The sequence below is a fragment of the Kitasatospora sp. NPDC086791 genome (assembly GCF_040685975.1).
GTDB lineage: Bacteria > Actinomycetota > Actinomycetes > Streptomycetales > Streptomycetaceae > Kitasatospora.
The window spans coordinates 8,888-35,815 of the sequence record NZ_JBFBOC010000022.1 but is presented as its reverse complement, the minus strand read 5'-3'; the positions used below and the strand labels follow the sequence as shown (position 1 = coordinate 35,815).

At 72.9% G+C, this 26,928-nt stretch carries 28 protein-coding genes and 3 tRNA genes; 7 read left to right on the top strand and 24 right to left on the bottom strand.

Annotation, left to right across the window (positions count from 1 at the left end):
• Positions 1-150 precede the first annotated feature (150 nt).
• Entirely contained in the window at positions 151-1,515 is a 1,365-nt protein-coding gene (locus tag AB0Q99_RS25015; RefSeq protein ID WP_363575335.1) for a hypothetical protein, read from the bottom strand.
• 304 nt (positions 1,516-1,819) lie between these two features.
• Between AB0Q99_RS25015 and AB0Q99_RS25010 the strand changes: the two genes are divergently transcribed.
• Positions 1,820-2,743, top strand: a complete 924-nt coding sequence (locus AB0Q99_RS25010) for a hypothetical protein (RefSeq protein WP_363575333.1) — start codon at positions 1,820-1,822, stop codon at positions 2,741-2,743.
• Positions 2,744-2,750: 7 nt separating this feature from the next.
• On the opposite strand, the gene mutM is transcribed toward AB0Q99_RS25010, so the two are convergent.
• The 10 genes from mutM to AB0Q99_RS24960 all read right to left on the bottom strand — a co-directional run bounded on the left by mutM (position 2,751) and on the right by AB0Q99_RS24960 (position 12,811).
• Positions 2,751-3,632, bottom strand: a complete 882-nt coding sequence (mutM, locus tag AB0Q99_RS25005; RefSeq protein ID WP_363575331.1) for a bifunctional DNA-formamidopyrimidine glycosylase/DNA-(apurinic or apyrimidinic site) lyase — start codon at positions 3,630-3,632, stop codon at positions 2,751-2,753.
• Positions 3,633-3,707: 75 nt separating this feature from the next.
• Positions 3,708-4,505 carry a ribonuclease III gene (gene rnc / locus AB0Q99_RS25000; RefSeq protein WP_363575329.1) on the bottom strand — a complete coding sequence of 266 codons (798 nt, stop codon included), beginning with the start codon at positions 4,503-4,505 and terminating at the stop codon, positions 3,708-3,710.
• Between the two features lie 20 nt (positions 4,506-4,525).
• The gene (gene rpmF / locus AB0Q99_RS24995; protein WP_030056747.1) at positions 4,526-4,699 is read right to left on the bottom strand and encodes a 50S ribosomal protein L32; all 174 of its coding nucleotides are present in this window, start codon (positions 4,697-4,699) and stop codon (positions 4,526-4,528) included.
• A gap of 2 nt (positions 4,700-4,701) precedes the next feature.
• Entirely contained in the window at positions 4,702-5,346 is a 645-nt protein-coding gene (locus AB0Q99_RS24990; protein WP_363575327.1) for a DUF177 domain-containing protein, read from the bottom strand.
• A 184-nt stretch (positions 5,347-5,530) separates the two neighbouring features.
• Entirely contained in the window at positions 5,531-6,733 is a 1,203-nt protein-coding gene (locus AB0Q99_RS24985; RefSeq protein ID WP_363575326.1) for an ATP synthase F0 subunit B, read from the bottom strand.
• Positions 6,734-6,920: 187 nt separating this feature from the next.
• A complete protein-coding gene (gene coaD / locus AB0Q99_RS24980; RefSeq protein ID WP_363575324.1) occupies positions 6,921-7,412 on the bottom strand; it encodes a pantetheine-phosphate adenylyltransferase in 492 nt (163 codons plus the stop codon).
• A gap of 50 nt (positions 7,413-7,462) precedes the next feature.
• Positions 7,463-8,044 carry a 16S rRNA (guanine(966)-N(2))-methyltransferase RsmD gene (gene rsmD / locus AB0Q99_RS24975; protein WP_363575322.1) on the bottom strand — a complete coding sequence of 194 codons (582 nt, stop codon included), beginning with the start codon at positions 8,042-8,044 and terminating at the stop codon, positions 7,463-7,465.
• Positions 8,045-8,178: 134 nt separating this feature from the next.
• Positions 8,179-8,712, bottom strand: coding sequence for a hypothetical protein (locus tag AB0Q99_RS24970; protein ID WP_363575321.1), 534 nt, complete (start codon positions 8,710-8,712; stop codon positions 8,179-8,181).
• Between the two features lie 114 nt (positions 8,713-8,826).
• A complete protein-coding gene (gene recG, locus AB0Q99_RS24965) occupies positions 8,827-11,064 on the bottom strand; it encodes an ATP-dependent DNA helicase RecG (RefSeq protein WP_363575320.1) in 2,238 nt (745 codons plus the stop codon).
• A gap of 112 nt (positions 11,065-11,176) precedes the next feature.
• Positions 11,177-12,811 carry a DAK2 domain-containing protein gene (locus AB0Q99_RS24960; protein ID WP_363575319.1) on the bottom strand — a complete coding sequence of 545 codons (1,635 nt, stop codon included), beginning with the start codon at positions 12,809-12,811 and terminating at the stop codon, positions 11,177-11,179.
• A 303-nt stretch (positions 12,812-13,114) separates the two neighbouring features.
• Here AB0Q99_RS24960 and rpmB point away from each other — a divergent pair, with 303 nt between their 5' ends.
• Complete coding sequence (gene rpmB, locus AB0Q99_RS24955) at positions 13,115-13,300, top strand: 50S ribosomal protein L28 (RefSeq protein ID WP_014138233.1); 186 nt, start codon at positions 13,115-13,117, stop codon at positions 13,298-13,300.
• A gap of 202 nt (positions 13,301-13,502) precedes the next feature.
• Here the strand turns inward: rpmB and thiD are convergent, their stop codons facing one another.
• The 3 genes from thiD to AB0Q99_RS24940 form a co-directional block, all read right to left on the bottom strand.
• The gene (gene thiD / locus AB0Q99_RS24950; protein ID WP_363575318.1) at positions 13,503-14,330 is read right to left on the bottom strand and encodes a bifunctional hydroxymethylpyrimidine kinase/phosphomethylpyrimidine kinase; all 828 of its coding nucleotides are present in this window, start codon (positions 14,328-14,330) and stop codon (positions 13,503-13,505) included.
• 23 nt (positions 14,331-14,353) lie between these two features.
• Positions 14,354-15,379 carry an ATP-dependent 6-phosphofructokinase gene (locus AB0Q99_RS24945; protein WP_363575317.1) on the bottom strand — a complete coding sequence of 342 codons (1,026 nt, stop codon included), beginning with the start codon at positions 15,377-15,379 and terminating at the stop codon, positions 14,354-14,356.
• A gap of 169 nt (positions 15,380-15,548) precedes the next feature.
• Entirely contained in the window at positions 15,549-16,514 is a 966-nt protein-coding gene (locus tag AB0Q99_RS24940) for a thiamine-phosphate kinase (RefSeq protein ID WP_363575315.1), read from the bottom strand.
• Between the two features lie 207 nt (positions 16,515-16,721).
• On the opposite strand from AB0Q99_RS24940, the gene AB0Q99_RS24935 reads away from it, so the two are divergent.
• The gene (locus AB0Q99_RS24935) at positions 16,722-16,955 is read left to right on the top strand and encodes an Lrp/AsnC ligand binding domain-containing protein (protein ID WP_363575314.1); all 234 of its coding nucleotides are present in this window, start codon (positions 16,722-16,724) and stop codon (positions 16,953-16,955) included.
• Positions 16,956-16,975: 20 nt separating this feature from the next.
• Entirely contained in the window at positions 16,976-17,494 is a 519-nt protein-coding gene (locus tag AB0Q99_RS24930) for a DUF3515 domain-containing protein (protein WP_363575312.1), read from the top strand.
• Positions 17,495-17,577: 83 nt separating this feature from the next.
• On the opposite strand, the gene AB0Q99_RS24925 is transcribed toward AB0Q99_RS24930, so the two are convergent.
• From AB0Q99_RS24925 to AB0Q99_RS24915, 3 genes are all read right to left on the bottom strand, one after another.
• On the bottom strand, positions 17,578-18,723 hold the full coding sequence (locus tag AB0Q99_RS24925) for a D-alanine--D-alanine ligase family protein (RefSeq protein WP_363575310.1): 1,146 nt from the start codon (positions 18,721-18,723) through the stop codon (positions 17,578-17,580).
• Between the two features lie 72 nt (positions 18,724-18,795).
• Positions 18,796-19,782, bottom strand: coding sequence for an NAD(P)H-dependent glycerol-3-phosphate dehydrogenase (locus AB0Q99_RS24920; protein ID WP_363575417.1), 987 nt, complete (start codon positions 19,780-19,782; stop codon positions 18,796-18,798).
• A gap of 14 nt (positions 19,783-19,796) precedes the next feature.
• The gene (locus tag AB0Q99_RS24915; RefSeq protein WP_363575308.1) at positions 19,797-20,639 is read right to left on the bottom strand and encodes a lysophospholipid acyltransferase family protein; all 843 of its coding nucleotides are present in this window, start codon (positions 20,637-20,639) and stop codon (positions 19,797-19,799) included.
• Positions 20,640-20,881: 242 nt separating this feature from the next.
• Here AB0Q99_RS24915 and cofC point away from each other — a divergent pair, with 242 nt between their 5' ends.
• Entirely contained in the window at positions 20,882-21,565 is a 684-nt protein-coding gene (cofC, locus tag AB0Q99_RS24910; RefSeq protein WP_363575307.1) for a 2-phospho-L-lactate guanylyltransferase, read from the top strand.
• A gap of 59 nt (positions 21,566-21,624) precedes the next feature.
• Positions 21,625-21,846 (top strand): hypothetical protein, encoded by a 222-nt coding sequence (locus tag AB0Q99_RS24905; protein WP_363575305.1) that lies wholly within the window; start codon positions 21,625-21,627, stop codon positions 21,844-21,846.
• Positions 21,847-22,029: 183 nt separating this feature from the next.
• On the opposite strand, the gene AB0Q99_RS24900 is transcribed toward AB0Q99_RS24905, so the two are convergent.
• From AB0Q99_RS24900 to leuC, 4 genes are all read right to left on the bottom strand, one after another.
• Positions 22,030-22,770: an HU family DNA-binding protein gene (locus tag AB0Q99_RS24900; protein ID WP_363575303.1), complete on the bottom strand. Its 741-nt coding sequence runs from the start codon at positions 22,768-22,770 to the stop codon at positions 22,030-22,032.
• 133 nt (positions 22,771-22,903) lie between these two features.
• Positions 22,904-23,092: a hypothetical protein gene (locus AB0Q99_RS24895; protein WP_363575415.1), complete on the bottom strand. Its 189-nt coding sequence runs from the start codon at positions 23,090-23,092 to the stop codon at positions 22,904-22,906.
• Positions 23,093-23,433: 341 nt separating this feature from the next.
• The gene (gene leuD, locus AB0Q99_RS24890; RefSeq protein ID WP_363575301.1) at positions 23,434-24,030 is read right to left on the bottom strand and encodes a 3-isopropylmalate dehydratase small subunit; all 597 of its coding nucleotides are present in this window, start codon (positions 24,028-24,030) and stop codon (positions 23,434-23,436) included.
• Positions 24,031-24,033: 3 nt separating this feature from the next.
• The gene (gene leuC / locus AB0Q99_RS24885) at positions 24,034-25,473 is read right to left on the bottom strand and encodes a 3-isopropylmalate dehydratase large subunit (RefSeq protein ID WP_363575299.1); all 1,440 of its coding nucleotides are present in this window, start codon (positions 25,471-25,473) and stop codon (positions 24,034-24,036) included.
• A 233-nt stretch (positions 25,474-25,706) separates the two neighbouring features.
• Between leuC and AB0Q99_RS24880 the strand changes: the two genes are divergently transcribed.
• Positions 25,707-26,420: an IclR family transcriptional regulator gene (locus AB0Q99_RS24880; RefSeq protein WP_030246527.1), complete on the top strand. Its 714-nt coding sequence runs from the start codon at positions 25,707-25,709 to the stop codon at positions 26,418-26,420.
• 190 nt (positions 26,421-26,610) lie between these two features.
• Here the strand turns inward: AB0Q99_RS24880 and AB0Q99_RS24875 are convergent.
• The 3 genes from AB0Q99_RS24875 to AB0Q99_RS24865 all read right to left on the bottom strand — a co-directional run bounded on the left by AB0Q99_RS24875 (position 26,611) and on the right by AB0Q99_RS24865 (position 26,907).
• Positions 26,611-26,685 (bottom strand) — tRNA-Gln (locus tag AB0Q99_RS24875).
• A gap of 49 nt (positions 26,686-26,734) precedes the next feature.
• Positions 26,735-26,807, bottom strand: a tRNA-Glu gene (locus AB0Q99_RS24870).
• A 27-nt stretch (positions 26,808-26,834) separates the two neighbouring features.
• Positions 26,835-26,907 (bottom strand) — tRNA-Glu (locus AB0Q99_RS24865).
• Between the last annotated feature and the right edge of the window lie 21 nt (positions 26,908-26,928).

The following is a 26,928-nucleotide window of genomic DNA, read 5'->3' as shown; positions in this document are numbered from 1 at the left end:
CTAGCGGCCCGCCCGGCGGGGCACAGCTCGGGCCCGGGTGCCCGGACGCCGGAGCGGCCCCGCCGGAGAACCGGCGGGGCCGCACGGGATCGCGTGGGATCACCCGGGGATCACGCGGGGATCGCGTGGGGTCGGACGCTCGGACCGGGACTACCAGTCCCCGCCTCCGAAGTCACCGCCCCCGCCGAAGTCGCCGCCGCCACCGAAGTCACCGCCGCCGAAGCCGCCGAAGTCACCGCCGTTGAAGTCGGCACCGGTGTAGTCGCCGCCCTCGTGCTGGTCCTGGTAGCCGTGGTGGCCGCCGTCCATCATCGGCGCCGCGGCGTAGGCCGGACCGCTCATCATCGAGCCGAGCATGGTGCCGACCAGCAGGCCCGGCAGCAGACCGCCGCCGAAGCTGCTGTAGTAGCCGCCCGCGTACGGGGCGTACGCCGGGCCGGCGTTCCAGTACGGCTGCGGGCCGTGCTCGGTGTCGACGGTGCGGACCGCCGGGTCGAGGCCGGCCGCGACCCGGTCCGCGTCGGCCTGGCAGACCGGGACGGACCGGGCGGAGCCGCCGGCCGGCGACCAGTCCACGTCCTTGACGGACGGACCGTGGCGCGGGTCCATGAAGCACGGGGGACGGCGCTCGGGCAGCGGGCGCTTGTCCCGCCGGGCGCTCAGGGTGGCCAGCGCGAACCGGCCGTCCTCGATCGCCTCGGTGACCTGCTTGACGTCCTCCGGCCGCGTGGCCTCGTCCATCAGGCGCTTGGACTTCTCGTACGAGTCCAGGGCGTGGGTGTAGTCGGTGCGCTGGGCGTCGTCGGCGTCGGCCGCGCCCGGGTTGAAGTCGAGCCGGTCCAGCTCCTCGCCGAAGGCGGTGATGTCCTCGTCCACCACCCGGCGCAGCTGGTCCAGCTCGGCCCGGGCCTGCTCCTCCTTGCGCCGCTTGGCACGGCGGAAGAGGAGGAAGACGCCGGTGCCGGCCAGCGCCACCAGCACGAGCGGGATGACCACCCAGGCGATCGAGGTGCTGTGGTTGACGCCCTCGCCCTTGGTCTGCGGGGCGGCCTGGTCCACGAAGTCGTTCAGGGTCGCGTCGATGTCGCCGTTGTGGGAGCGGAAGGCGGCGCCGGAGATCCGCTCCGGGAGGCCGGCGGCCAGCGCGCCGCGGTCCGCCCGGGCCGCGAACTGGTTGCCGCGCCAGATCCCGTAGACCCCGTCGATGCCCACCATGGTGCGCAGGTCCTTGAAGACGGTGTCCTTGCCGTAGGCCGGCGAGTCAGGGACGACCGCGATGAAGATCGGCTTGTCGGCCTTCTCGATCTTCTTGGTCAGGGCATCGGCCTGGTCCTGGCTGAAGCGGTCGGCCATCGCCGGGTCGACGTAGACCTTGCCCTTCTTCAGGGTGGCGGAGGCGTCGCTCAGCCCGCCGGCGGCCGAGGCGGCCGGCGCCAGCAGGAGCAGCAGCCCGAGCAGCGCCGCCACCAGGGCAAGCGGCCCGGCGCCCCGGGAAGGTCGTGCAAGGGTTCTCATGCCCCCGACGCTACCGCGAGCGGCGTCCGACCACGCCATACCCTTCGCATACTGGTTACGACAAGACTCCCCGCCGTCCGCCGGGGCCGCTCCCCTTCTCGGGGATGATGTTTCCCCCAGCCGACCCCGACGCGGGTGGGACGCGGGAACCGCAGGAGGCGCCCGGACGTACGTCCCGGCGGGTCCGGCCCGATTCCGGGGCGCTCCGAGGGGCGTGCCGACCGTACCGCGCGAACCGGCACGGCGGTCCCGAACCGCCGGTCCCATGACCCGTTCTTGACTCGACTCCCGATCGGAGCACCTGGTGATCATCGGCCTCGTCACTGCCGTGGCGGCATCCGCCTGCTACGGCACCGGCTCGGTCCTGCAGGCCGTCGGATCCCGCCGTTCCGCCCGCGAGGAGGCCGCCAAGGGCGCCACCACCGGGACCACCGAGCACGGCGGACCGAGCCTGTCCTCGACCGCGAAGGCCGCCGTCACCTGGGAGTTCATCCTCGGCACGGTGCTCGACCTGGTCGGCTTCGGGCTCGGCGCGCTGGCCGCGCGGCTGCTGCCGCTGTTCCTCTCCCAGACCATCATCAGCGCCAACCTGGTGATCACCGCACTGCTCAGCATCAAGCTGCTGGGCCTGCGGCTCAAGCAGCTGGAGTGGGCCTCGATCGGGGTGCTCTGCTCGGCGCTGGTGCTGCTGGCCGTTTCCGCGGGCCCGGAGGGCGGCCACCACGCGGCGATGTCCTTCCACTGGTGGCTGCTGATCGTCACCACCGTGGTGCTGGTCGGCGGCAGCCTGCTGGTGCGGCGGATGGGCGCGAGCGGCGCGATCGTCGCCGGTCTGCTGTCCGGCCTCGGCTTCGGCGCCCTTGGCGTCGGCGTGCGCATCCTGAACGGCGTCGAGCCGTTCGAGCTCGGCGCGCTGCTCTCCGACCCGGCGCTGTACGCGATCCTGATCGGCGGCCTCGGCGGCATGTACATCCACACCGTGGCGCTGCAGATCGGCTCGGTGAACGGGGCGACGGCCGCGCTGGTGGTGGGCGAGACGGTGCTGCCCGGCGCGGTCGGCGTGCTCTGGCTCGGCGACTCCTCCAAGCCCGGCCTGGGCTGGCTCGGCGTGCTCGGCTTCCTGCTCGCGGTGGTGTCCGCGGTCGGGGTCGCCTACTTCGGCCAGGACACCCACGGCGCGCCCGGCGACACCGGCGCCGAGCAGCCCGAGCTCGCCGGCCGCACGTAGGGCCGGCTCAGCCCCCGCTGCGGGCCTGCGGCACGCGCTGGCAGCGGGGGCAGAAGTAGCTGGAGCGGTTCATCCAGGCCGCCCGCCGGATCGCGGTGCCGCACCGGCGGCAGGGCTCGTGCTCGCGGCCGTAGGCGTCGAGGTCCCGGGAGAAGTAGCCGCTCTCGCCGTTCACGTTGACGTAGAGGCTGTCGAAGCTGGTGCCGCCGACGGCGAGCGCCGCCGTCATCACGTCCCGGGCGTTGGCCAGCAGCAGGGCACCCTGCGGGCGGGTGAGCGTCGCGGTCGGACGGTCGTAGTGCAGCCTGGAGCGCCACAGCGCCTCGTCGGCGTAGATGTTGCCGACGCCGCTGATCAGGGTCTGGTCGAGCAGCGCGCGCTTGACGGTGGTGCGCTTGGCGCGCAGCGCGGCCACGAAGGCCCCGTCGTCGAAGCGCGGGTCGAGCGGGTCGCGGGCGATGTGCGCGATGGAGACGGGCGTGCCCTCCGGGTCGCCGTCCTCGGCCTCCTCGACCGCCAGGCCGCCGAAGGTCCGCTGGTCGACGAAGCGCAGTTCGCGCCCGCCGTCGGTGAAGCGCAGCCGGACGCGCAGGTGCGTCTCGTCCGGCACCGACGGGTCCTGGACGAGGAGTTGGCCGCTCATCCCGAGGTGGCCGATCAGCGAGAATCCCGCGCCGGTGCCGCCTCCCAGCGGCACCCACAGGTACTTGCCGCGGCGCTGCGCGCTGCCGAGGGTGGCGCCGGTCAGCCGGGCCGTGAAGTCGGCGGCGCCGGCCGGCTGGCGGCGCACCGCGCGCGGGTGCAGCACCTGGACGTCGGCGACGGTGCGCCCGGCGACCCAGCTGGCCAGACCACGGCGGACGACCTCGACCTCGGGGAGTTCGGGCACGGGACAACGCCTCCTGCGGAACGATCAACAGGAGAAGGCTACTTCAGGCGGGCCCCGGACCGGGCGCCCGCTGCGTCAGCCCTTGGCTCCGGCGGGCAGCCGGTCCGCGTACTTCTCCTTGATCGCGCGCCAGGCGCTCTCGGCGGCCTTCTGCTCGGCTTCCTTCTTCGAGCGGCCGACGCCGCTGCCGAAGTCCTCGCCGGCCACCCGGGCCGCCGCGGTGAAGGTCTTCTCGTGGTCCGGACCGGACTCCATGACCACGTACTCGGGCACCCCGATGCCCACCGAGGCGGTGAGCTCCTGGAGGCTGGTCTTCCAGTCCAGGCCGGCGCCCAGCTGAGAGGACTCCTCGATCAGCGGGTCGAACAGCCGGTGGACGAACTCGGTGGCGGCGTCCAGGCCCCGGTCCAGGTAGACGGCGCCGATCACGGCCTCGACCGTGTCGGCGAGGATCGACGACTTGTCGCGGCCGCCGGTGCCCTCCTCGCCCTTGCCGAGCCGGATGAACGCGCCGAGGTCCAGACCCCGGCCGACGTCCGCGAGCGCGCGGGAGTTGACCACCGCGGCGCGCAGCTTGGCGAGCGTGCCCTCCGGGACGTCCGGGTGGACGCGGTAGAGGGTATCGGTCACCACCAGGCCCAGCACCGAGTCGCCGAGGAACTCCAGGCGCTCGTTGGTGGGCAGACCCCCGTTCTCGTACGCGTACGAGCGGTGGGTCAGGGCGCGTACCAGAAGGGCGCGCTCGAGTGTGTACCCGAGGCGCCCTTCCAGGACGTCGTATTCGGTCGAAGCCGGCCCGCCGGCCTTGCCACCGCCCGAAGAGGAACCCTTCGGGGCGGAGGACGCCTTGCGAGTGGAGTTACCGTCCGACATCGATCCGTGCACCCCGCCGATCAGACCGAGAGGACCTGGCGACGGTTGTACGTGCCGCAGCTCGGGCACGCGATGTGGCCCAGCTTCGGCTCGTGGCAGCGGTCGCACGCCACGAGGGCCGGGACGACGGCCTTCCAGTTGGACCGACGGTGGCGCGTGTTGCTGCGCGACATCTTCCGCTTCGGAACAGCCACGGCTACTTCTCCTGGTTCTCGGCGAGACCCTCACGGGTGTCGCTGGTCTTGGTTCCGTCACCCTCGTCGCCGGGGGCGGCGGAGAGTCCCTGCAGTGCCGCCCACCGGGGGTCGGCGGCATCGTGGTGGTGCGCCGGGTCGTCGCTCAGGCGCGCTCCGCACTCGGAGCACAGGCCCAGGCAGTCTTCCTGGCACACCGGCTGCAGCGGCAGTGCGAGCACCACCGCGTCACGCAGCACCGGCTGGAGGTCGAAGAAATCGCCCTCCAGGCGGTAAGTCTCTTCTTCCGGGTCCTCGTCGAGGTCCTCGGTCCCGGTCGTCCGGGCGCGGTGGCGCTCGTCGGACTCCGGGTAGTAGTACAGCTCCTGGAAGTCCACGTCGATGTCGAACTCGACGGGCTCCAGGCACCGGACGCACTCGCCCTCGACGTGGGCGCCGGCGGTGCCGGTGACCAGCACGCCCTCGACCACGGACTCCAGGCGGAGCTCCAGCTCGATCGGGCTCTTCTCCGGGACGGCGATCACGTCGATGATCCCGAAGCCCTCGGGGGCCTCCAGGGTCCGGCTCACCTTGCGCATCGCACCGGGACGACGGCCCAGCTCGTGCGTGTCGAACACGAGGGGGTCGCGGTGGTCGAGGCGGTTCACGGTGTCCTGACTTCCATCGGAATGAGTGATCGGGGCGTCTCCGTCACGTCGGCGTCGCGCGGGCAAGCGAAAAGCCGGACATGGGAATGCCGGAGTGGTCAGACTACCGGAGTCTCCCGCCAGGCCCAACTTCGGTCCCGTCAGGAGACTCCGCGGAGGTCCGCCCAGCGACCGCGGGGTCCGCTCAGCGGCCGCCGAGCTCCCGCAGCCTGGTCATGTCGATCATGCTGGTGTCGAAAAAGCTGGTCTCGTCCAGGCCCTGCTGCTGTTGCGGCAGGGCCGGCGGGGTGGCGGGCTGCTGCGGGTAGGTGTAGCCGTCGTACGGCTGCGCGCCGTAACCCGGCTGCGGCTGCTGTTGCTGTTGCTGCTGGTAGCCTCCCCCAGCCTCCGGGCGGGGGTGCCCCCATGCGTCCTGCTGCTGGGCCGGGTAGCCCTGCTGCTGGTAGCCGTCGTGCTGCTGGCCCCACTGGGCGTTGTACGGGTCTCCCTGGCCGGCCGGGTCGTAGCCGCCGCCGTACACCTCGGCGTACTGTCCGCCCGGCTGCTGGGCGGCCGCGTACTGGTCGGCCCCGGGCGTCTGCCAGCCGGCCGCGGCCGGGGTCTGCTCGGGCCAGGTCTGCTGCTGCGGGACGTCCTCGCGGTACCAGGCGATGTCCTCGCCGTCGGGGTCGTCGGCGAAGCCCGCCGCCACCGCCTCGGCCCGCTCCTTGGCCTGCTGGGCCTCGTCGGCGGCGGCCAGGTAGGCGCCCAGCTCGTCGATCGGCCGCTTGCCGAGCAGCTTGTCGCGGCCCTTGCCGACGGCTTCCAGGGTCGCGCCGAGCACGCTCTCCAGGGTGGCGAGCTTCACGTCGACGTACTCGTCCACCTCGGGGCTCGGGCTGAGCCGCTGCGGGCGGAACTCCTCGGCGTCGGCGTCGCCCTCCGGCTCGCCCTCGAAGACGCTGGAGTCGCCGCGCAGCTTGGTGCGGCCGCGGCCGACCGCGCCGAGGGTCTTGGTCAGCACGACCTCGAAGTTGGCGAGCTTGCTGTCCACGTAGTCGTCGGCCTCGGCCCGCTTGGCCTCGACCTCGGCCCGCGCCTCGGCGAGGATCCGGTCGGCCTGCGACTGGGCCTGGCGGACCACCTCGGTGTCCGAGATCAGCGAACCGCGCTCGCTGTGCGCCCCCTGGATGATCCGGTCGGCCTCGGCCTGGGCGCCGGCCACCACCTGCTCGTGGTCGGCCATCACCGACTGGGCCTGGGCCAGTTCGGCGGGCAGGGCCGCCTTGAGGTCGTTGAGCAGGCCGATCAGCTCGGCCCGGTTCACCACGCAGGAGGCCGACATCGGCATCGAGCGGGCGTTCTCCACTGCCGCCACGATCTCGTCGACCTTGTTCTGCACGTCCACGGGGCTTCGTCTTTCCGTGTGCCGCCGACGGTCCGGCGGAGGCAGGCCCGGCGCGGTGGACCTCACCGCAGGGCAGGACTACAGACTGTACGGCCACCCCGGGGCAGGGGCACAACGTCCGTGCCGAACGGGCCCGCAGGCCACCGGACAAGTCATGACGAACCGGCAGAAAAGGACAAGTTGCCGACTACTGCGCGGCCTTGCGCTCCGCGATCCGCTCGACCAGCCGGCGGTGCACCGTCTCGGGCAGCAGGTGCGAGACGTCGCCGCCGTACGAGGCGACCTCCTTGACCAGCGTCGAGGAGAGGAAGCTGTACGTCGGCGAGGTCGGCACGAACAGCGTCTCCACGCCGGTCAGGCCGTGGTTCATCTGGGCCATCTGCAGCTCGTAGTCGAAGTCGCTGACCGCCCGCAGGCCCTTGATGATCGCGGGGATGCCACGCTCCCGGCAGAAGTCCACCAGCAGACCGTGGTGCGACTCGACCACCAGGTTCCCGAAGTCCGCGGTGACCTCCTCGATCAGGCCGATCCGCTCCTCGACGCTGAACATGCCCTGCTTGTTGCGGTTGATCAGGACCGCGACGTGCACCACGTCGTAGAGCTTCGAGGCCCGCCCGATGATGTCGAGGTGACCGTTGGTGATCGGGTCGAACGACCCGGGGCAGACGGCTCGGCGCATGGCGTGTGTGCTCCCTCGTCGGGTGACGGCTCTGGCGGGCCCGCGGCCCGCTACTCCTGCTGGTCGGCCGCGGCGGCGCGACCGTACCAGAGCGTGCCCTCGCCGTAGCGGCGGGAGCGCAGCCCCTCGAAGCCCTCGGGCCAGCCGAACTCGCCGCCCCGGGTGCTGCGCTCCACGGTGACGAGTGTGTCCTCCGCGAGCCAGCCCCCGGCCGACAGTGTGATCAGCATCTCGCGGAGCTCCTCGTCCGTCACGGCGTACGGCGGGTCGAGGAACACCAGGTCGTACGGGCTCTGCGGGGGCGGGCCGGCGACCACCTTCTCCGCCTTCGCGGCCCGCACCTCGGCGCCGGGCAGGCCGATCGTGCGGACGTTCTCCCGGATCACCCTGGCCGCCTGCCCGTCCGCCTCGACCAGCAGGACGTGCTCGGCGCCGCGGGACAGCGCCTCCAGACCGACCGCGCCCGATCCGCCGAACAGGTCCAGCATCCGGGCCCCGTGCAGGGTGCCGCGCAGCGCCTCCAGGGTGGAGAACATCGCCTCGCGGGCCTTGTCGGAGGTCGGCCGGGTGCCCCGGCCGGGCGGTACGGCCAGTCGGCGGCCGCCGGCCGCCCCGGCGATCACGCGGGTCATGGTGGGGGGAGGTCCTTTCGTCGCTGCCCGACCACGCTATCCCGACCGGCGCCGGCCCGATCACCGCGCTCACGCCGAACGGGCGCGGCCCGGCGGGGTGCGCCCCGCCGGACCGCGCCCGCGCACTCGGGCGGTCAGCTCGCCTCGGAACCCGCCGACCGCGCCGGAGCGGCCGCGCCGAGCAGGGCCGGCGAGGCGTAGCGGGACCAGGACAGGCAGCCGTCGGGCGGGCAGAACTCGGGGCGGCGCGGGTCGTGCCCGAGCTCGCGCAGCTTGGTCCGGACGGAGTCGGGCGTGCGGCCGAAGCGGGCGGCGATCCGGGCGACGGTCTCGCCGTCGTGGAAGCGCCGGACCAACTCCTCCTCGTGCTGCGGCACCCAGGGGGCGCCGTGGCCGGGGTACAGCTCGCGCAGCACGTCGCGGTCGGGGATGGGCTCGGAGACGTCGGCGACGATCGCCAGCGCCCGCAGCGCGCGGTTGAGCGCGATCCGCAGCGAGGCGACGTCCTCGACCGGCAGGCGGAGCTTGCCCGAGGCGAGCGGCGCGGCGGCCGCCCCCTCGCGCCAGCCGGTCAGGGTGAGGGTGACCTCGCGGTCGTCGTCGCTGGCGAGTTCGATCCGGAAGACCTTGTCGCCCAGCGGGAGCTCGTTGAGATGACGGAATGCCATGGCAGGACCCCCAAGTGTCGCGCCAGGTACGCACCTTGGGGTGCGCCCTGAACACCTTCATTCTCTCGCGGGGGTCTGACAATTCCCGGGCCGCGCGGGTGCGACCGAACCCGCTCAGCCCTTCTCCATGTAGGCCGCGCGGTCCTCGTCGAGCAGGCTCTCCAGCGCGGTGCGCAGCTCCGGGTGGGCGGCCAGGTCCGGGTCCTCGGCGACCAGCCGGGTGGCCTCGGTCCGGGCGGTGAGGATGACCTCCTCGTCCTCCAGCACCGAGAGCACCTTGAGCGAGGACTTCACCCCGGACTGCGCCTGGCCCAGCACATCGCCCTCACGCCGCTGTTCGAGGTCGATCCGGGACAGCTCGAAGCCGTCCAGGGTGCCCGCCACCGCGTCCAGCCGGGCCCGGGCGGCGCTGCCCCCGGGCATCTCGCTGACCAGCAGGCACAGGCCCGCCGCGGTGCCGCGGCCGACCCGGCCGCGCAGCTGGTGGAGCTGGGAGACGCCGAAGCGGTCGGCGTCCAGGATGACCATCACGGTCGAGTTGGGGACGTTGACGCCGACCTCGATGACGGTGGTGGCGACCAGCACGTCCACCTCGCCGGCCGTGAACCGGCGCATCACCTCGTCCTTGGCCTCCGGCGCGAGCCGCCCGTGCAGGATCTCCACCCGCAGGCCGCTCAGCGGGCCCCCGGTCAGCTTCTCGGCGGTCTCCACCACCGAGAGCGGGGGCCGCCGTTCGTCGCTCGCGGCGCCGAGGTCGGCGATGTCCTCGAAGTCCTCCTCGGCCGGCTTCCGCTTCTTCTTCGGATCGGCCTTCCTCGGATCGGCCTTCGCAGCGGGCTCCTCGTCCCCGATCCGGGGACAGACCACGTACGCCTGGTGGCCCTTGCCGACCTCCTCGCGGACCCGTTCCCAGGCCCGGGTGAGGAAGTTGGGCTTCTCCAGCGCCGGGACGACGTGGGTGGAGATCGGCGAGCGGCCGGCCGGCAGCTGGTCCAGGACGGAGGTCTCCAGGTCCCCGAAGACGGTCATCGCGACGGTGCGCGGGATCGGGGTCGCGGTCATCACCAGCAGGTGCGGCGGCTGCTCGCCCTTGGCGCGCAGCGCGTCCCGCTGCTCGACGCCGAAGCGGTGCTGCTCGTCGACCACGACCAGGCCGAGGTCCTGGAACTGGACCTTGTCCTCGATCAGCGCGTGGGTGCCGATGGCCAGGCCGGCGTCCCCGCAGGCCATGTCGAGCAGCGCCTGGCGGCGGGCGGCGACGCCCATCGAGCCGGTCAGCAGCACCACCCGGGTGCCGAGGTCCGAGCCGCCGAGCATGCCGCCCTCGGCGAGGTCCCCCATCATCTCGACGATCGACCGGTGGTGCTGCTGCGCGAGCACCTCGGTCGGTGCCAGCAGGACGGCCTGACCGCCCGCGTCCACCACGGCGAGCATGGCGCGCAGCGCGACCAGGGTCTTGCCGGAACCGACCTCGCCCTGGAGCAGCCGGTGCATCGGGTGCTCGGTCGCCAGGTCGGCGGCGATCTCGGCGGAGACCTTCCGCTGGCCCTCGGTGAGGGTGAACGGCAGCCGGGCGTCGAAGGCGTCCAGCAGGCCGCCCGCGCGGGCCCTGCGCGGCTTGGCGGGCAGCGCGGAGTCGGCGGCCCGGCGCTGCGCCAGGGCCACCTGGAGCACGAAGGCCTCGTCCCAGCGCAGCCGGCTCTGGGCCCGCTCGCGGTCGGCCTGGCTGCGCGGGCGGTGGATCAGCTCCAGCGCCTCGGGCAGCGGGATCAGGTCGTGCCGCTCGCGCAGTTCGGCGGGCAGCGGCTCGCCGACGTCGCCGAGGTGCTTGGTGAGCGCGGTCTCGACGCAGATCGACAGCTTCCAGCTGGGCATCTGCGCGCTGGCGCCGTACACCGGGATGAGCCGGCCGGCGAACTGCCGCGCGGCGTCCGACCCGGCGTCCTCGTCGAGGAGTTGGTAGTCCGGGGAGACCAGCTGACGGGTGCGGTTGAAGACGCCGACCTTGCCCGCGAACAGGCCCTGGGCGCCGGCCTTGAGCTCCCGCTGGCGCCAGCCCTGGTTGAAGAAGACCAGCGAGAGCCGGCTGCGGCCGTCGGTGACGACGACCTCCAGGCGGTCGCCCTTGCGGCCGCGGAACGGGATCAGGGTGACCTTCTCGATCCGGGCCAGCACCGTGACGTGCTCGTCGGCCTCCAGCTCGTCCAGGCTGGTGAGCTGGCCGCGTTCGACGTAGCGGCGCGGGTAGTGGTGCAGCAGGTCCCCGACCGTGCGCAGCTTGAGGCTGTCGGCGAGCACCTTCGCGGTGCGGTCGCCGACGAGTGTGGTCAGTGGTTCATCGAGAGCGCCCATCAGGGCCCTGTTTACACCACGGGACCGACGAACCGGGCCTCCCGCCGCCCGCCGCTCCGCCCCTCGGCCGCCGCTCCGCCCCGATCACCCCGCCCCGGCCGGTCCGCCCCGGTCACTCCACGCCGATGAGCAGCGGCGCCGGTTCCTGCCCGCCGTGGAAGACCACCGCGTCCACCTCTGGCCGCCGGTGCCGCACGTGCGCGACCAGCCGGTCGGCGAGCGTCGCGTCGGTGCCACCGCCGAGGATCAGGGTGACGAGTTCGCCGCCCGCGCCGAGCATCCGGTCCAGCACGCTCGCGCCGACCTCCTCCAGCCCGCGGCCGATCACCGCGACGTCGCCGTCGATCAGCCCGAGCACGTCCCCGGCCTGGCAGACCCCGGCCATCGTCCAGGACTCCCCTTCGGCGACGGCGAGTTCGGCGTACCGGGTGGCCCCGGCGGCGGAGGTCATGGCGACCACGTCCTCGTCGAAGCGGCGGCCGCCCTCGTGCACCGCGAGCGCCGCCAGGCCCTGCACCGGCGAGCGGGTGGGCAGCACGGCGATCCGGACGCCCTCCTCGCGCAGCTGGTCGGCGGCGGCCCCGGCGGCGGCCCGCAGCTCCGGGTCGTTGAGCAGCAGGACGACCTCCCGGGCGGCCGACCGGCGCACGGCGGCGGCGAGTTCGGCGCTGGCCGGCGGGCGGTCCGGGTCGGCGTGCAGGACGAGGGCGCCGGCCTGCTCGCAGAGTTCGGCCAGGCCCTCGCCGGAGACCACGGAGAGCACCGCGCGGGCCCGCTCCTCCCGCTCGCCGGGCTCGGCGGCGGTGCTGCCGGCCCGGGCGGCGGCCTCGGCGAAGTGCGTGATCCGGATCTGGTGCGGGCGCCCGGCCCCGACCCCGGCCTCCACCGCGGCGCCCGCGTCGTCCACGTGGACGTGCACGTTCCACAGGCCGTCGCCGCCGCCGATCACCAGCGAGTCACCGAGCCCGCCGAGCCGCTCGCGCAGCGCGGGCAGCGCCTCGTCGGGCGCGTCCAGCAGGTAGATGACCTCGAAGGCGGGGTGGCCCGGGCCCGGCGGTCGGACGTGCGCCTCGCAGCTCTCGACGGCCCGGACGTCCCCGCGCAGCGCGACCGGCCCCATCGGCTGCTGCCCGGCGACGGCGTCGGCGAGCGCCCCGAGGACGGCCACCAGGCCGCGCCCGCCCGCGTCCACCACGCCGTTCTCGGCCAGCACGGCGAGCTGCTCGGGAGTGTGCCGCAGCGCGTCCCGGGCGGCCCGGTACGCGGTGTCGGCGACCTGCGCGAGCCCGTCCCCGGCCCGGACGGCCTCCCGGGCGGCGACCCGGGCGACGGTCAGCAGGGTGCCCTCGACGGGCTCCGCGACGGCCTGGTAGGCGGAGTCGGCGGCCCGCTGCAGGGCGGCCCGCAACTGCTCGGCGCCGCCGCCCTCGGCCAGCGTCTCGGCGGTGCCGCGCAGCCACTGGGCGAGGATCACGCCGGAGTTGCCGCGGGCGCCGACCAGCGCGCCGCGGGCCATCGCGCGGGCCGCGTCGGCCAGTCCGGGGGCCGGTCCGGCGGCGGGGTCGGCGAAGCGGCTCTCCACCTCGGCGGCGGCGGACTCGACGGTCAGGTAGAGGTTGGTGCCGGTGTCGCCGTCCGGGACCGGATAGACGTTGAGCGCGTCGATCTCCTCGCGCGCCTGGCCGAGCGCGCGCAGCGCGAGCTGGCACCAGGTGCGCACGGCCGGGGCGTCGAGCGTGTGCAGCACCAGGTCTCCTCCGGGTGGGACGCCGCGATGGCCGGTGGGGGCGGCAGCACGGGCACGGCTGCGGCGAGGGGTGGTACCGGCAGGTTATCGGGGGGCGGGGAGGGGGGCCGTCCGGACCGGTGGCCGGAGCGATCACTCAGCCGGTCATGGTAGTTTCGTGGGACGGAAGCAAGCGTTGTATGCTCTTCCGGTTGCCTGGAACCGTCCAGGCTCACCCCCTTGTCCGGTCTGGTTCACGTGAGTGCTCCGGTGGGTGGGCGGGGTTTTCGAAAGTATCTGATCTGAAGTCTTGGAGTGACTCCTGTGGCTGCCAACTGCGACGTCTGCGGCAAGGGGCCGGGCTTCGGCAACAGCATCTCCCACTCTCACCGCCGTACCCCCCGTCGTTGGAACCCCAACATCCAGACGGTGCGCGCTGTGATTGGGCGGACGCCGAAGCGGCTCAACGTCTGCACCTCGTGCATCAAGGCCGGTAAGGTCTCGCGCTGACGCGCAGACCGGCATGCCGGTCCTCCAGTGAGTCGGTTCATCCCCGGATGGACCGGCTTCGCTGTTTCCACGACCGGCTACGCCGTTTTCCGGACTCATCACTGGTGGGCGGGCTCCCTCGGGAACCCGCCCACCAGTGTGCTGTCCGGCCTTCGTCCGGTTCGGCCTCGGCCAGGTCCGGCCGGTGTCCGGTCCGGGCTCGTCAGCGCCAGCGCCAGGCGTGGTCGACCGGCCCGATCCCGGCGCCCAGCGCGAAGCCCCCGGCGATCGCGCCGGTGACGTACTCCTTGGCCGAGCCCACCGCCTCCGGCAGCGACTCGCCCTTGGCCAGGCCGGCCGCGATCGCGCTGGCCAGGGTGCAGCCGGTGCCGTGGGTGTGCCGGTTGTCGTAGCGCGGCGCCCGGTACCAGTGCTCCTCCCCCGGCCCGCCGTACAGCAGGTCGGCGGCCTCGCCCTCCAGGTGGCCGCCCTTGACCAGCACCCAGCGCGGTCCGAGGTCGAGCAGCGCCTTGGCGGCGTCCAGCATCTGCCCCTCGCCCTCGACGGTCCGGCCGGTGAGCTGCGTCACCTCGTGCAGGTTGGGGGTGGCCAGGGTGGCGACCGGCAGCAGCCTCGCGCGGACGGTGCCGACCGCCTCGGCGGCCAGCAGCGCGTCCCCGTGCTTGGAGACGCCGACCGGGTCGACCACCACCGGGGCGTCCACCCCGGCCAGCAGCTCCGAGACGGTCTCGACCAGTTCGATCGAGGCGAGCATGCCGGTCTTCACGGCCTGCACCCCGATGTCGTCCACCACGCTGCGGAACTGCGCCCGGACGGCTTCGGCGGGCAGTTCCCAGTAGCCCTGGACGCCGAGCGAGTTCTGCGCGGTGACGGCGGTCACCACGCTCATGCCGTGGACGCCGAGGGCGAGCATCGCCTTGAGGTCGGCCTGGATGCCGGCACCGCCGCCGGAGTCGGAGCCGGCGACGGTGAGCACCCGGGGAGGGGCCACGCGAGGGGGAGCCACGTGGGGCGGAGCAGTCGAGACCATGCCCCCAACCTACCGGTGCGGATTCACAGCACGGCTTCGGACTCCACCCAGCGGTCCTCCGGCACCGTCTTCAGCCGGGTCACCGCGGCGGCGATCGGCAGCAGCTCGATCCGGGTCCGGCGCAGCGCGGTGAAGTGCCCGAACACGCCCTGGTGGACGGCCTCCACCGCGTGCCAGCCGAAGCGGGTGGCGAGCACCCGGTCCCGGGCGGTCGGGGTGCCGCCGCGCTGGGTGTGGCCGAGGATGACCGGGCGGGCCTCCTTGCCGAGCAGGTTCTCCAGCTCGTTGGCGAGCCGGTTGCCGATCCCGCCGAAGGTCCGGTGACCGTACTGGTCGACCGCGCCGTGGTCGAAGCGCATGGTGCCGGGCATCGGGGTGGCGCCCTCGGCGACGGCGATGATGGCGAACTTCTTGCCGCGGGAGAAGCGGTCCTCGACCATCCGGGCCACCGCCTCGATGTCGAAGGGCTTCTCCGGGATCAGGATGCCGTGCGCACCGCCGGCCATGCCCGCGGTGAGGGTGATCCAGCCGGTGTGACGGCCCATCAACTCCACGACCATGACCCGCTGGTGGGACTCCGCGGTGGTCTTCAGCCGGTCGATCGCCTCGGTCGCGACGTGCACCGCGGTGTCGAAACCGAAGGTGACGTCGGTGGCGTCGATGTCGTTGTCGATGGTCTTCGGGACCCCGACCACCGGCAGCCCGGCGTCGCTGAACAGCTTGGCGGCGGTCATCGTGCCCTCGCCGCCGATCGCGATCAGCGCGTCGATGCCGATGTCCCGGGCCAGCACCTTCGCGTTCTCCACCGCCCACTCGATCCGGTCGCGCCGCACCCGGGCCGAGCCCAGGATGGTGCCGCCGAGGGTGAGCAGGCCGGTGACGTCGTCGTGCGAGACCGTGCGGGTGCGGCCCTCGATCAGGCCGAGGAAACCGTCCAGGATGCCGACGATCTCGTCGCCGTGGACGTCCGTGCCCCGGTGCACCACCGAGCGGATCACCGCGTTGAGGCCGGGGCAGTCGCCGCCGCTGGTCAGTACACCGATGCGCATGTCAGGCGTGCTCCCGCTCGCAGTGGTTCGAACCACCCGCCCCGGACGGACGGGCGGGCTGGACTGCCGCAAGCCTACGCACAAACACCTCCGCGAAGCCCGTCCGCCGCACGCCGGGAGCGTCCCGCGCCGCACCGCCGTCCAGCGCCCATCGGCCGTACGCCGTAGGTCATTCGGCGAAGTGGTCCCAGCCGCCGACCCGGTCCCAGGGCGCGCCGTCCACCGTCACCCGGCCGCTGCGGCTGCCTGTCGGACGGCCGGTGACCTCGCCCACCACCCGCCAGCGGGCCGGGAGTTGGACCCCGCGCGGGAAGGTCGCCACGATCGCGTGGTCCTCACCGCCGGAGAGCACCCAGACCAGCGGGTCCACCCCGACCGCCTGGCCGATGTCCGCCATCTGTGCCGGGACGTCGAAGTCGGCGGCCTTCAGGTCGATGTCCACCTCGCTGGCCCGGGCCACGTGGCCGATGTCGGCGACCAGCCCGTCGCTCACGTCGATCATCGAGGTCGCGCCCAACTCGGCCGCCGCCGGGCCCGCGTGGTACGGCGGCTCGGGCCGGCGGTGCGCCTCGACGAAGGCGCGCGGGGAGCGGAAGCCGCGCTGCAGCACGGTCAGCCCGGCGGCCGACCAGCCCAGCCAGCCGGTCACCGCGACCACGTCGCCGACCTGCGCGCCGGCGCGCGTGACCGCCGCCCGCCCCTGCAGGTCCCCGAGCGCCGTGATGGCGAGCATGACGGTGTCGCCGCGCACCACGTCGCCGCCGACCACCGTCGCCCCGGCGACCTGGCACTCGTCGCGCAGCCCGTCCATCAGCTCGGTCGCCCAGGTGGTCGGCAGGTCGGCGGGGGTGACCAGGCCGAGCAGTATCGCGGTCGGCACCGCCCCCATCGCGGCCACGTCGGCCAGGTTCTGGGCGGCCGCCTTGCGGCCCACGTCGTACGCGGTGGACCAGTCCCGGCGGAAGTGCCGGTTCTCGATCAGGACGTCCGTGGTCGCCACCACCCGGCCGTCCGGAGCCCGCACCACCGCGGCGTCGTCACCCGGGCCGAGGTCGACCGCATCGGTGAGCGGTACCCGGGCGGTCAGCTCCCTGATGAGGCCGAACTCGCCGAGCTCGCCCACGGTCCCCTGCATCTGCCGTCCTCTCGCGTTTTCATCCGATCCGGCCCCCGTCGCGCTCCCCCGCGCGCAGCGTACGCCCTTCGGGGGTGCAGAAGTCTCCCCTCCCCGGCCCGCTGCGCGGTAGCGTGGTGATCAGACTGCCGGGTGAGCCCGTTTCCACCGACGCCTGACCGGGCGATCACGGCGGCGATCCCCGTAACCGGCCGCCGGGAGGTCCTCGTGGTACAGGCATACATCCTGATCCAGACCGAAGTAGGGAAGGCCACCACGGTGGCCGAGCTGATCTCCGAGATCCCCGGCGTGCTCACCGCCGAGGACGTCACCGGCCCCTACGACGTGATCGTCAAGGCCGAGGCGGAGACGGTGGACGAGCTGGGCCGCATGGTGGTGGCCCAGGTCCAGAAGGTCGAGGGCATCACCCGTACCCTCACCTGTCCCGTCGTCCACCTGTAAGCCCCGACTACCATCGGCGCGTGACCCGAGAACCCCGCGTGCCCAAGGCGCTCGCCGCGCTGCCGGCACCCGTCCGCTGGCTGGCCCTGCCCGTCGCGCTGACCTGCACCGTCATCGTGCTGGTCGGCGCCTGGGGCTCGGACGACCCGCGGATCGAGGTCCCGCACCCGAGCGGCAGGGCGGCCGAGTACTGCAGGGCGCTGGCCGCCGCGCTGCCGCAGGACCTGCTGGGGCACGCCCGCAAGGACCCGTCGCCCGCCTCGCCGTACGTGGCCGTCTGGGACAGTTCGCCCCGGACGGTCATGCGCTGCGGCGTCGACCGGCCGGAGCAGCTGGACGGGGAGCACGCCACGGACCTGTCCCCGACCGTCGACGACGTGACCTGGTGGTCGCAGAAGCTCGACGACGGCGGCTACCGCTTCGTGACGACCATGCGCGCCGCCTACGTCGAGGTGACCGTCCCGGCCGGGGCCGCGCGCAACCCGCTCGACCCGGCCACCGTGCTCAGCCCGCTGGTGAAGGCCAACGTCCCCGGCTGAGCCGCGCACCGGGCCGCGACGGGCACGGCGCACGGAGGGCGGGCCGGGGAGATCCCGGCCCGCCCTCCCGCCGTACGGACCCGCTAGCGCAGCCCGGTCGAGCGCCGCAGCGCCGTCCGCAGCAGCCGGTCGATCAGCTCCGGGTACGAGACCCCGCTGGCCTCCCACATCTTCGGGAAGGCCGAGATCGGGGTGAAGCCGGGCATGGTGTTGATCTCGTTGATCATCCAGGTGCCGTCCTCCAGCAGGAAGAAGTCCACCCGGGCCAGGCCCTCGCAGCCGAGCGCCTCGAAGGCCTCGATCGCCTGGCGCTGGATCTCGGCGGTCTCCTCGGCCGTGAGCTTCGCCGGGATCTGCACGTCCGAGGAGTCGATGTACTTGGCCTCGAAGTCGTAGAAGTCGAAGCCCTCGCCGACCAGGATCTCGCCGGCCACGCTGGCCCGCGGGCCGTCCTCGAACTCCAGCACGCCGCACTCGATCTCGCGGCCGGTCACCCCGGCCTCGATGATCAGCTTGGGGTCGTGCCGGCGGGCCTCCTCGATCGCGGCGTCGAGGTCGGCCAGGTCCTTGACCTTGGTGATGCCGATGCTGGAGCCGGCCCGGCAGGGCTTCACGAACAGCGGCAGGCCCAACTCGGCGGCCCGCTCGCGCACCGCCGCGCGGCCCGCCTCGGTCTCCCAGTCGCGCGGGCGGACGATGGTGTAGCGGCCGACGCCCAGGCCGTGCGAGGCCAGGATCCGCTTGGCGAACTCCTTGTCCATGCCGGCCGCGCTGGCCAGCACGCCGTTGCCGACGTACGGGACGCCGGAGAGCTCCAGCAGGCCCTGCAGGGTGCCGTCCTCGCCCCACGGGCCGTGCAGCAGCGGGAACACCACGTCGACGTCGCCGAGGGCCTTGGGGGCGCGTCCCGGCTCGCTCAGCAGCACCTCCCGGTTGCCCGGGGCGACCGGCAGCGCGACCTGCGCGTCGAGGGACTCGGCGACGTGTGCCACATCGGGCAGCTTGCCGTCGGTGATGGCCATCCGGGCCGGCTCGTCGCTGGTCAGCGCCCAGCGGCCCTCGTGCGTGATGCCGATCGGCAGCACGTCGTACGTGTCGCGGTCGATCGCCCTGAGCACACTGCCCGCGGTGGAGACCGAGATGGCGTGCTCGGAGCTGCGCCCGCCGAAGACCAGCGCGACGCGCGGCTTCGGGGCGGACGGGTTCGGGGAGGACTGTTCGATGCTCATATCGGGTTTGAGACTACCGTGCGACGTGTTTCCGGGGCGTCAACCGCCCCGGTGTCCGCTCCTCCCCGGCCGTCAGCGCCGCCGTTCCGCCTTCGCCGAGCGCGACATCAGCGTCTGCAGCGCCTCCTGGGTGGGCCGCCCGTTGTGCACCACGTCCACCACGGCCTCGACGATCGGCATGTCGACGCCGTTGCGCCGGGCCAGGTCCAGCACCGACTCGCAGGACTTGACGCCCTCGGCGGTCTGCCGGGTGGCCGCGATGGTCTCCGCGAGCGACATGCCCCGGCCCAGGTTCATGCCGAAGGTGTTGTTGCGGGACAGCGGCGAGGAGCAGGTGGCGACCAGGTCGCCCATCCCGGCGAGCCCGGCGAAGGTGTGCGGGTCGGCGCCCAGCACCTCGCCGAGCCGGGTGGTCTCGGCCAGCCCGCGGGTGATCAGCGTCGCCTTGGTGTTGTCGCCCAGCCCCATGCCGGCCGCCATGCCCACCGCCAGACCGATCACGTTCTTGACCGCGCCGCCGAGTTCGCAGCCCACCACGTCGGTGTTGGTGTACGGCCTGAAGTACGGCGTGTGGCAGGCCGCCTGGAGGCGCTTGGCGACCGCCTCGTCGCTGCAGGCGACGACACTGGCCGCGGGCTGCCGGTTGGCGATCTCCTTGGCCAGGTTGGGCCCGCTGACCACCGCGACGCGCTCCGGGCCGACCTTGGTGACCTCGTCGATCACCTCGCTCATCCGCTTGGCGGTGCCGAGCTCGATGCCCTTCATCAGGCTCACCAGCACGGTCTGCGGCTCGATCAGCGGCGTCCAGGCGGCCAGGTTGTCGCGCAGCGTCTGCGAGGGCACCACCAGCACCGCGAAGTCGGCGCCGGCCAGCGCCTCGGCGGCGTCGGTGGTGGCCCGCACCGTGTCGGGCAGCCGGACGCCCGGCAGGTAGTCCGGGTTCTCGTGCGTGGAGTTGACGGCGTCCACCAACTCCTGGCGGCGGGCCCAGAGCACGACCTCGCAGCCCGCGTCGGCGAGCACCATCGCGAACGCGGTGCCCCAGGAGCCGGTCCCCATCACTGCGCAGCGGATCACTTGCCGCCCTCCTCGGTGCCCGTACCCGTACCCGTGCCCGGCCCGCCCTTGGCGCGCCGGCGCTCGGCCACGGCCGCGGCGGCGCGGTCCCGGGCCGCCTTGCGCATGTCGTAGCGCTCGGCCGGCGGCCGCTCGCCGCGGATCCCGGCCAGCACGGCGGTGATCGCCGTCATGATGTCCTCGGTCGCGTCGGTGAGCACCTGCGCGGTGAGCTCCTGCCCCTGGTACTTGCTCAGGTCGACCGCCGGACCGGCCGCGACGGTCACCCGGTGGCGCGGGAAGAGGTTGAACTTGCCCTTCCCGAAACCGGGCCGGCCGTACGGCGGGATGATCTCGTGCGCGCCCCAGTGGGCGACCGGGATGACCGGTGCGCCGGTCATCAGCGCGACCCGGGCGACACCGCTCTTGCCGGTCATCGGCCACAGGTCCGGGTCGCGGGTGAGCGTTCCCTCCGGATAGAACTGCACGCACTGGCCGCTGTCGACGGCGTCGATCGCGGCCCGGAACGCCTGCGCGGCGTCGGTCGACTCGCGGAACACCGGAATCTGTCCGGTCTTGCGCAGCATGAATCCGATGAAGGGCACCGAGAACAGCGAGGACTTGCCGAGAATGCGCGGGGGACGGCCGCTGTTGTACTGCCAGTGCGCGTAGATCACCGGGTCGATGATCGAATTGTGGTTCACCGCGGCAATGAAGCCGCCTTCCTTCGGAATGTGCTCCCAGCCCCGCCAGTCGGGCTTCACCAGGGCGGTCGTCACCGGCTTCACCAGCACGGCCGCGAAGCGGTACCAGATGCCGTAGTCGGCGTTGCCGAACTTGGCGTACGAGCGGCGGGCCACCCCAGCTCCTTCTCATCCGATGCGGCGGCACGTGGCGTGCCGCGGTCCTGACCTTCCGGTACCGCGCACCGGTGCCGACGGTGCCGGCGGTGCCCGGGCCACGGGCGCGGAACAGTGTCGCCCGCCCGCTCACCGGCTGTCGAGCGGCCGCGCCCACCCGCCGGGCGGGCGTGATCAAACGCACGTCCGCACAGTTCGGACGGCCTGGCGAGGGCTCCTGGGGCGACGACACAATGACGCCGATGACCCAGGACACCGTACGCCCCAGCAGGCCCGTCGCGCCCGCCGCACCCGTGGCCGACTGGTCGCTCGTGCTCCCGCTCAAGCCGCTCGAACTGGCGAAGAGCAGACTCGCCCCGTACGCCGGACCGCACCGCGCCGCCCTGGCGCTGTCCTTCGCGCTCGACACCGTCACCGCGGCGCTGGCCACCCCCGGCGTGGCCCGGGTCCTGGTGGTCACCCGGGACGCCGCGGCCGGTGCCCGACTGGCCGCGCTGGGCGCGCTGGTGGTCGCCGACGAACCCGGCGGCGGCCTCAACCGGGCGCTGGCGCACGGCGCGTCGACCGCCCGGGCACTGGCCCCGGCGGCCCCGCTGGCCGTCCTCTCGGCGGACCTGCCGGCCCTGCGCCCGGCCGAACTGGCCCGCGTGCTGGGCTCGGTGCCGTCCGACGGCCGGGCGTTCCTGCCGGACTCCCCCGGCCTCGGCACCACCCTGCTCGCCTGCACCCCCGGGCGTCCGCTGTCCCCCGCCTTCGGGGACGGCTCGCGGGCCCGGCACGCGGCCGGCGGGGCGCTCGAACTGCGCCTGGCGGACGTGGAGTCGGTGCGCCGGGACGTCGACACCGGGGCCGACCTCGGCGAGGCCGCGGTGCTCGGCCTCGGCCCGCACACCAGCGCGCTGTTCGCCCGGCTGAGCCCGTCCTGAGCCCGGCCCGACCGCGGTCGGGCCCGGGGGCGGGCCGACCCGCTCGCTATGCTGCTGACATGCAGGCCACCGCGTTCACCTTCGACCCCGCCACCCGGGCCGGCTCCGTGCTGCTCGACGACGGGACCCCGGTGCCGTTCGACGCGGCCGCCTTCGACGCCGGCGGCCTGCGGCTGCTGCGGCCCGGCCAGCGGGTGCGGATCCGCACCGAGGGCACCGGCGGGGCCCGCCGGGTGGTCTTCGTGACGCTGCAGACCTTCCCCGACCCCGCCGGGGGCTGACGCCCGCGCGGGCGCCGGTCCGCGGGGCCGCTTCGAATACCGACCGCCCGGTCCCGCCGCACGCCGTCGAATCCTGACTAAGCGCCCGGAAATCGAAAGAGCCGCGGCGACCGGTCTCCGCGAATTCGCGGAAGGGTGCCGCGGCTCTTGGCCGAAGGCCGTCCGAGGACGGTCGCGCGGGACTTACTTGGCAGAGGTCTTGCGCGCGGTGGTCTTGCGGGTGGCGGTCTTCTTCGCCGGCGCCGTCTTCTTGGCCGTGGCGGTCGCCTTCTTCGCGGCGGTGGCCGTGGTCTTCTTGGCGGCGGCCGTGGTGGTCGCCTTCTTGGCGGCGGCCGTCTTCTTGGTCGCGGTCGCCGTGGTCTTCTTGGCGGCGGCGGCCGTGGTCTTCGCTGCCGTGGTCTTGACCGCGGTCTTCTTGGCCGTGGCGGTCGCCTTCTTCGCGGCGGTGGCCGTGGTCTTCTTGGCGGCGGCCGTGGTGGTCGCCTTCTTGGCGGCGGCCTTCTTGGCGGCCGGGGCGGCGGCGGCAGCGGTGGCGGCGCGCTTGGTGGCGGCGCGCTTGGCGGCCGGGGTGGCGGCCACACCGGTCTTGCCCGGGGTGAGGGAGCCCTTGGGGGCCTTCTTCACCGAGGGGCCCTCCTTCGGCAGCTTCTTGCTGCCGCTGACCAGGTCCTTGAAGCCCTGGCCCGGGCGGAAGCGGGGCACCGAGGTCTTCTTGACCTTGACCCGCTCGCCGGTCTGCGGGTTGCGGGCGAAGCGCGCGGAGCGCTCCACCTTCTCGAAGGTGCCGAAACCGGTGACCGAGACCCGGTCACCGGCCACGACGGCACGGACCATGGTGTCGAGCACTGCGTCGACGGCCTCTGCGGCAGCCTTGCGACCGCCCAGCTGCTCGGCCACCGCTTCGACAAGCTGAGCCTTGTTCACGTCTTCCCCTTCGGAAACGGGCGCCGGATGATTCCATCCGTTCTTTTCGCACGTTAGGTATGTATCTGCGGACTTTCAATTACCAAACGCGCGAATCACCCTAGTGTCGCAATGGATTTGCGCGTCGGCGACCTCAGCCGAGCGGCGGGCGCCCCTCGTCGAGGTCATGTACAAAGCGACTCAACCGCCTTGCCGCCTCCGGAAGATCGCGCTTGGCGGTCTCGGTGGCGATGAGGAGTTGACGGGTGAGAGCGGTCTTTGCATCGGCAGACACGTTCAGCGCATGCACGCGGGCGTGAGCTTGCTTCAACCGCTCGGCCACGAGCGCGTAGAGCGCTGCGACTTCCTGGTCGTCCGGCCCCTCAGCTGGCGCGGAGGTGACGTCCGGCCGATCGTCAATTCGGCGTTCGGATGGCCGGCCCATGGAGTCCTCAGCCGCGGGTTCGCCGCCCGCGTACGGAGGTTCATGGTGCCGGTGCATGTACTGATTGTGCCATCTACCCGCAGTTGTACTTGCGCGGGGCCCTCTTCCGCAAAGCCAAATGGGCAATCCGGGGCGGGCCGCGGCGCTAACTCGTGCTCCGGAACGACGGATGGCCCGGCCCCCCCGAGGGGAGCGCGGGCCATCCGGCGGATCGTCAGAATGCTTGTTCTGAAGGGAACTCAGGCGACCGGCAGAGTACGGGGCTTGAAGGCCGGGCGGGTCGCTTCGAAGGCCACGATGTCGGCCTCGTTCTGCAGCGTGATGCTGATGTCGTCCAGGCCGTTGAGCAGCCGCCACCGGACGTTGTCGTCCAGTTCGAAAGCCGCGGTGATGCCCTCGGCCCGCACTTCGCGCGCCTCCAGGTCAACGGTGATCTCGGCCGAAGGGTCACTCTCGGTGAGCGCCCAGATCCGCTCCACCGTCTCCTGCGGCAGGACGACCGTCAGCAGGCCGTTCTTCAGGGAGTTGCCCCGGAAGATGTCGGCGAAGCGGGACGAGATGACCGCGTGGAAGCCGTAGTTCTGCAGCGCCCAGACGGCGTGCTCGCGGGAGGAGCCGGTGCCGAACTCGGGGCCGGCCACCAGGACCGTGGCGCCCTGCCGCTCGGGCCGGTTGAGGATGAACGACTCGTCCTTGCGCCAGGCCTCGAACAGCCCGCCCTCGAAACCGGATCGGGTGACCTTCTTCAGCCAGTGGGCCGGGATGATCTGGTCGGTGTCCACGTTGCTGCGGCGCAGCGGGACGGCCCGGCCGGTGTGGGTGGTGAACTTCTCCATGGCTCAGGCCTCCACGCTGTGCTGGATCGGGGAGTGGGTGTCGGCGGACAGGTCGGCGGGGGCGGCGAGGCGGCCCAGCACCGCGGTCGCGGCGGCGACCTGCGGGGAGACCAGGTGGGTGCGGCCGCCCTTGCCCTGCCGGCCCTCGAAGTTGCGGTTCGAGGTGGAGGCGCAGCGCTCCCCCGGGGCGAGCTGGTCGGGGTTCATACCCAGGCACATCGAGCAGCCCGCGTGGCGCCATTCGGCGCCGGCCGCGGTGAACACCTTGTCCAGGCCCTCCTCCACGGCCTGCAGGGCGACCCGGACGGAGCCGGGGACCACCAGCATCCGGACGCCGTCGGCGACCCGGCGGCCCTCCAGCAGCGCGGCGGCGGCCCGCAGGTCCTCGATCCGGCCGTTGGTGCAGGAGCCGACGAACACGGCGTCGACCTTCACCTCGCGCAGCGGAGTGCCGGCCTCCAGGCCCATGTACGCCAGCGCGTTCTCGGCGGCCAGGCGCTCCTGCGGGTCGGCGAAGGAGGCCGGGTCCGGCACGTTCGCACCGAGCGGGGCGCCCTGGCCGGGGTTGGTGCCCCAGGTGACGAACGGGCTCAGCTCGCTCGCGTCGATGAAGATCTCGTGGTCGAAGACCGCGTCCTCGTCGGTGACCAGGGTCTTCCAGTACGCGACCGCGGCGTCCCAGTCCTCGCCCTGCGGGGCGTGCGGGCGGCCCTGGAGGTAGTCGAAGGTGGTCTCGTCCGGGGCGATCATGCCGGCCCGGGCACCGGCCTCGATCGACATGTTGCAGATGGTCATCCGGGCTTCCATGGACAGGCTCCGGATCGCCGAACCGCGGTACTCCAGGACGTAGCCCTGGCCGCCGCCGGTGCCGATCTTCGTGATCACGGCCAGGATCAGGTCCTTGGCGGTGACGCCCTCGGGCAGTTCGCCCTCGACGGTGATCGCCATGGTCCGGAACGGGGCCAGCGGCAGGGTCTGGGTGGCCAGCACGTGCTCGACCTGGCTGGTGCCGATGCCGAACGCCAGTGCGCCGAAGGCGCCGTGGGTGGAGGTGTGGGAGTCGCCGCAGACCACGGTCATCCCGGGCTGGGTCAGGCCGAGCTGCGGGCCGACGACGTGCACGACGCCCTGCTCGACGTCGCCGAGCGAGTGGATCCGGACGCCGAACTCGGCGGCGTTCCGGCGCAGGGTCTCCAGCTGCACCCTGGAGACCGGGTCCGCGATCGGCTTGTCGATGTCCAGGGTGGGGGTGTTGTGGTCCTCGGTGGCGATCGTCAGATCGGTGCGGCGGACCGGGCGCCCGGCCAGTCGCAGCCCGTCGAAGGCCTGCGGGCTGGTGACCTCGTGGAGCAGGTGCAGGTCGATGAAGAGGAGGTCGGGTTCGCCCTCCGCGCGCCGCACGACGTGGTCGTCCCAGACCTTCTCTGCGAGTGTCCGTCCCATCGGATTCCCTCCAGCCGGCCGCGTTGCCGGCCTTCTCGTGTCGTCGAGGTCAAAGCGTGCACCGCCCCCGATGCGGGGCGCGTCCGCGCGACCTGCACGCCGGATCGTGTCCACGATGCGGACACTCGGACGAGGCCACATCCTGGATGTCTCCCGGGCTGCTGCATCCAGAGTGGCGCTTTTCCCGGAAGATTGAACTTGCGTCTCGCGGACTGAGACTGCAGTCTTAGCGCATGGACAACACTAGCGGCGTCGGCGTTCTCGACAAGGCCGCTCTGGTGCTGAGCGCACTGGAGTCGGGCCCCGCCACGTTGGCGGGGCTGGTCGCCGCCACCGGTCTGGCGCGCCCCACGGCCCACCGGCTCGCCGTCGCACTCGAACACCACCGTCTGGTCACCAGGGACATGCAGGGCCGTTTCATCCTCGGTCCCCGCCTGTCCGAACTCTCCGCCGCGGCGGGCGAGGACCGGCTGCTCGCCACCGCGGGCCCGGTCCTGACCCACCTTCGCGACGTCACCGGCGAGAGCGCACAGCTCTACCGCCGGCAGGGCGAGATGCGGATCTGCGTGGCCGCCGCCGAGCGGCTCTCCGGCCTGCGGGACACCGTCCCGGTCGGCAGCACCCTGCCGATGAAGGCCGGCTCGGCCGCCCAGGTCCTGCTCGCCTGGGAGGAGCCCGAGCGGCTCCACCGCGGCCTGCAGGGCGCCCGCTTCACCGCCACCGCGCTGAGCGGCGTCCGGCGGCGCGGCTGGGCCCAGTCGATCGGCGAGCGCGAGCCGGGCGTCGCCTCGGTCTCCGCGCCCGTCCGCGGCCCCTCCAACCGCGTGGTGGCCGCCGTGTCGGTGTCCGGCCCGATCGAGCGCCTGACCCGCCACCCGGGCCGCCTGCACGCCCAGGCCATCATCGAGGCCGCGAACCGGCTCACCGAGGCCCTCCGCCGCAGCTGACCCCCTCCCGCCGCCGGGGAGGCTCCCCCACCCGCCCCCTTCCCCCACCGACCGCCCCCACCGCCCCACTGCCCCCACGAAGCCGAAAGGGCCCCGCTCGATTCGAGCGGGGCCCTTCGACGCATTTCCCGACGGAGCATTTCCCGGCGAAAAAGCAAAAAGACCCCGGGAACCGGGGCCTTCCGTTTACTGGCTGGGGTACCAGGACTCGAACCTAGACTAAATGAACCAGAATCACTCGTGCTGCCAATTACACCATACCCCAACACAAAGCAAGGGCCGATGGGCGAGCCCACCGGCTTCCTGCTCTGAAGTACCCCCGACCGGATTCGAACCGGCGCTACTGCCGTGAGAGGGCAGCGTGCTAGGCCGCTACACAACGGGGGCTTTCCAGGTGATCCCTTGCGGGATCCGTACCCCCGACCGGATTCGAACCGGCGCTACTGCCGTGAGAGGGCAGCGTGCTAGGCCGCTACACAACGGGGGCTTTCCAGGTGATCCCTTGCGG

What these genes read in the sequence shown, in the direction of transcription:
- AB0Q99_RS25015 (WP_363575335.1), bottom strand. Translation starts at nt 1,515, where the DNA reads ATGAGAACCCTTGCACGACCTTCCCGGGGCGCCGGGCCGCTTGCCCTG.
- rnc (WP_363575329.1), bottom strand. Translation starts at nt 4,505, where the DNA reads ATGTCGGACGGTAACTCCACTCGCAAGGCGTCCTCCGCCCCGAAGGGT.
- coaD (WP_363575324.1), bottom strand. Translation starts at nt 7,412, where the DNA reads ATGCGCCGAGCCGTCTGCCCCGGGTCGTTCGACCCGATCACCAACGGT.
- rsmD (WP_363575322.1), bottom strand. Translation starts at nt 8,044, where the DNA reads ATGACCCGCGTGATCGCCGGGGCGGCCGGCGGCCGCCGACTGGCCGTA.
- AB0Q99_RS24970 (WP_363575321.1), bottom strand. Translation starts at nt 8,712, where the DNA reads ATGGCATTCCGTCATCTCAACGAGCTCCCGCTGGGCGACAAGGTCTTC.
- recG (WP_363575320.1), bottom strand. Translation starts at nt 11,064, where the DNA reads ATGGGCGCTCTCGATGAACCACTGACCACACTCGTCGGCGACCGCACC.
- thiD (WP_363575318.1), bottom strand. Translation starts at nt 14,330, where the DNA reads ATGGTCTCGACTGCTCCGCCCCACGTGGCTCCCCCTCGCGTGGCCCCT.
- AB0Q99_RS24945 (WP_363575317.1), bottom strand. Translation starts at nt 15,379, where the DNA reads ATGCGCATCGGTGTACTGACCAGCGGCGGCGACTGCCCCGGCCTCAAC.
- AB0Q99_RS24940 (WP_363575315.1), bottom strand. Translation starts at nt 16,514, where the DNA reads ATGCAGGGGACCGTGGGCGAGCTCGGCGAGTTCGGCCTCATCAGGGAG.
- AB0Q99_RS24925 (WP_363575310.1), bottom strand. Translation starts at nt 18,723, where the DNA reads ATGAGCATCGAACAGTCCTCCCCGAACCCGTCCGCCCCGAAGCCGCGC.
- AB0Q99_RS24920 (WP_363575417.1), bottom strand. Translation starts at nt 19,782, where the DNA reads ATGGGGACCGGCTCCTGGGGCACCGCGTTCGCGATGGTGCTCGCCGAC.
- cofC (WP_363575307.1), top strand. Translation starts at nt 20,882, where the DNA reads ATGACCCAGGACACCGTACGCCCCAGCAGGCCCGTCGCGCCCGCCGCA.
- AB0Q99_RS24905 (WP_363575305.1), top strand. Translation starts at nt 21,625, where the DNA reads ATGCAGGCCACCGCGTTCACCTTCGACCCCGCCACCCGGGCCGGCTCC.
- leuD (WP_363575301.1), bottom strand. Translation starts at nt 24,030, where the DNA reads ATGGAGAAGTTCACCACCCACACCGGCCGGGCCGTCCCGCTGCGCCGC.
- leuC (WP_363575299.1), bottom strand. Translation starts at nt 25,473, where the DNA reads ATGGGACGGACACTCGCAGAGAAGGTCTGGGACGACCACGTCGTGCGG.
- AB0Q99_RS24880 (WP_030246527.1), top strand. Translation starts at nt 25,707, where the DNA reads ATGGACAACACTAGCGGCGTCGGCGTTCTCGACAAGGCCGCTCTGGTG.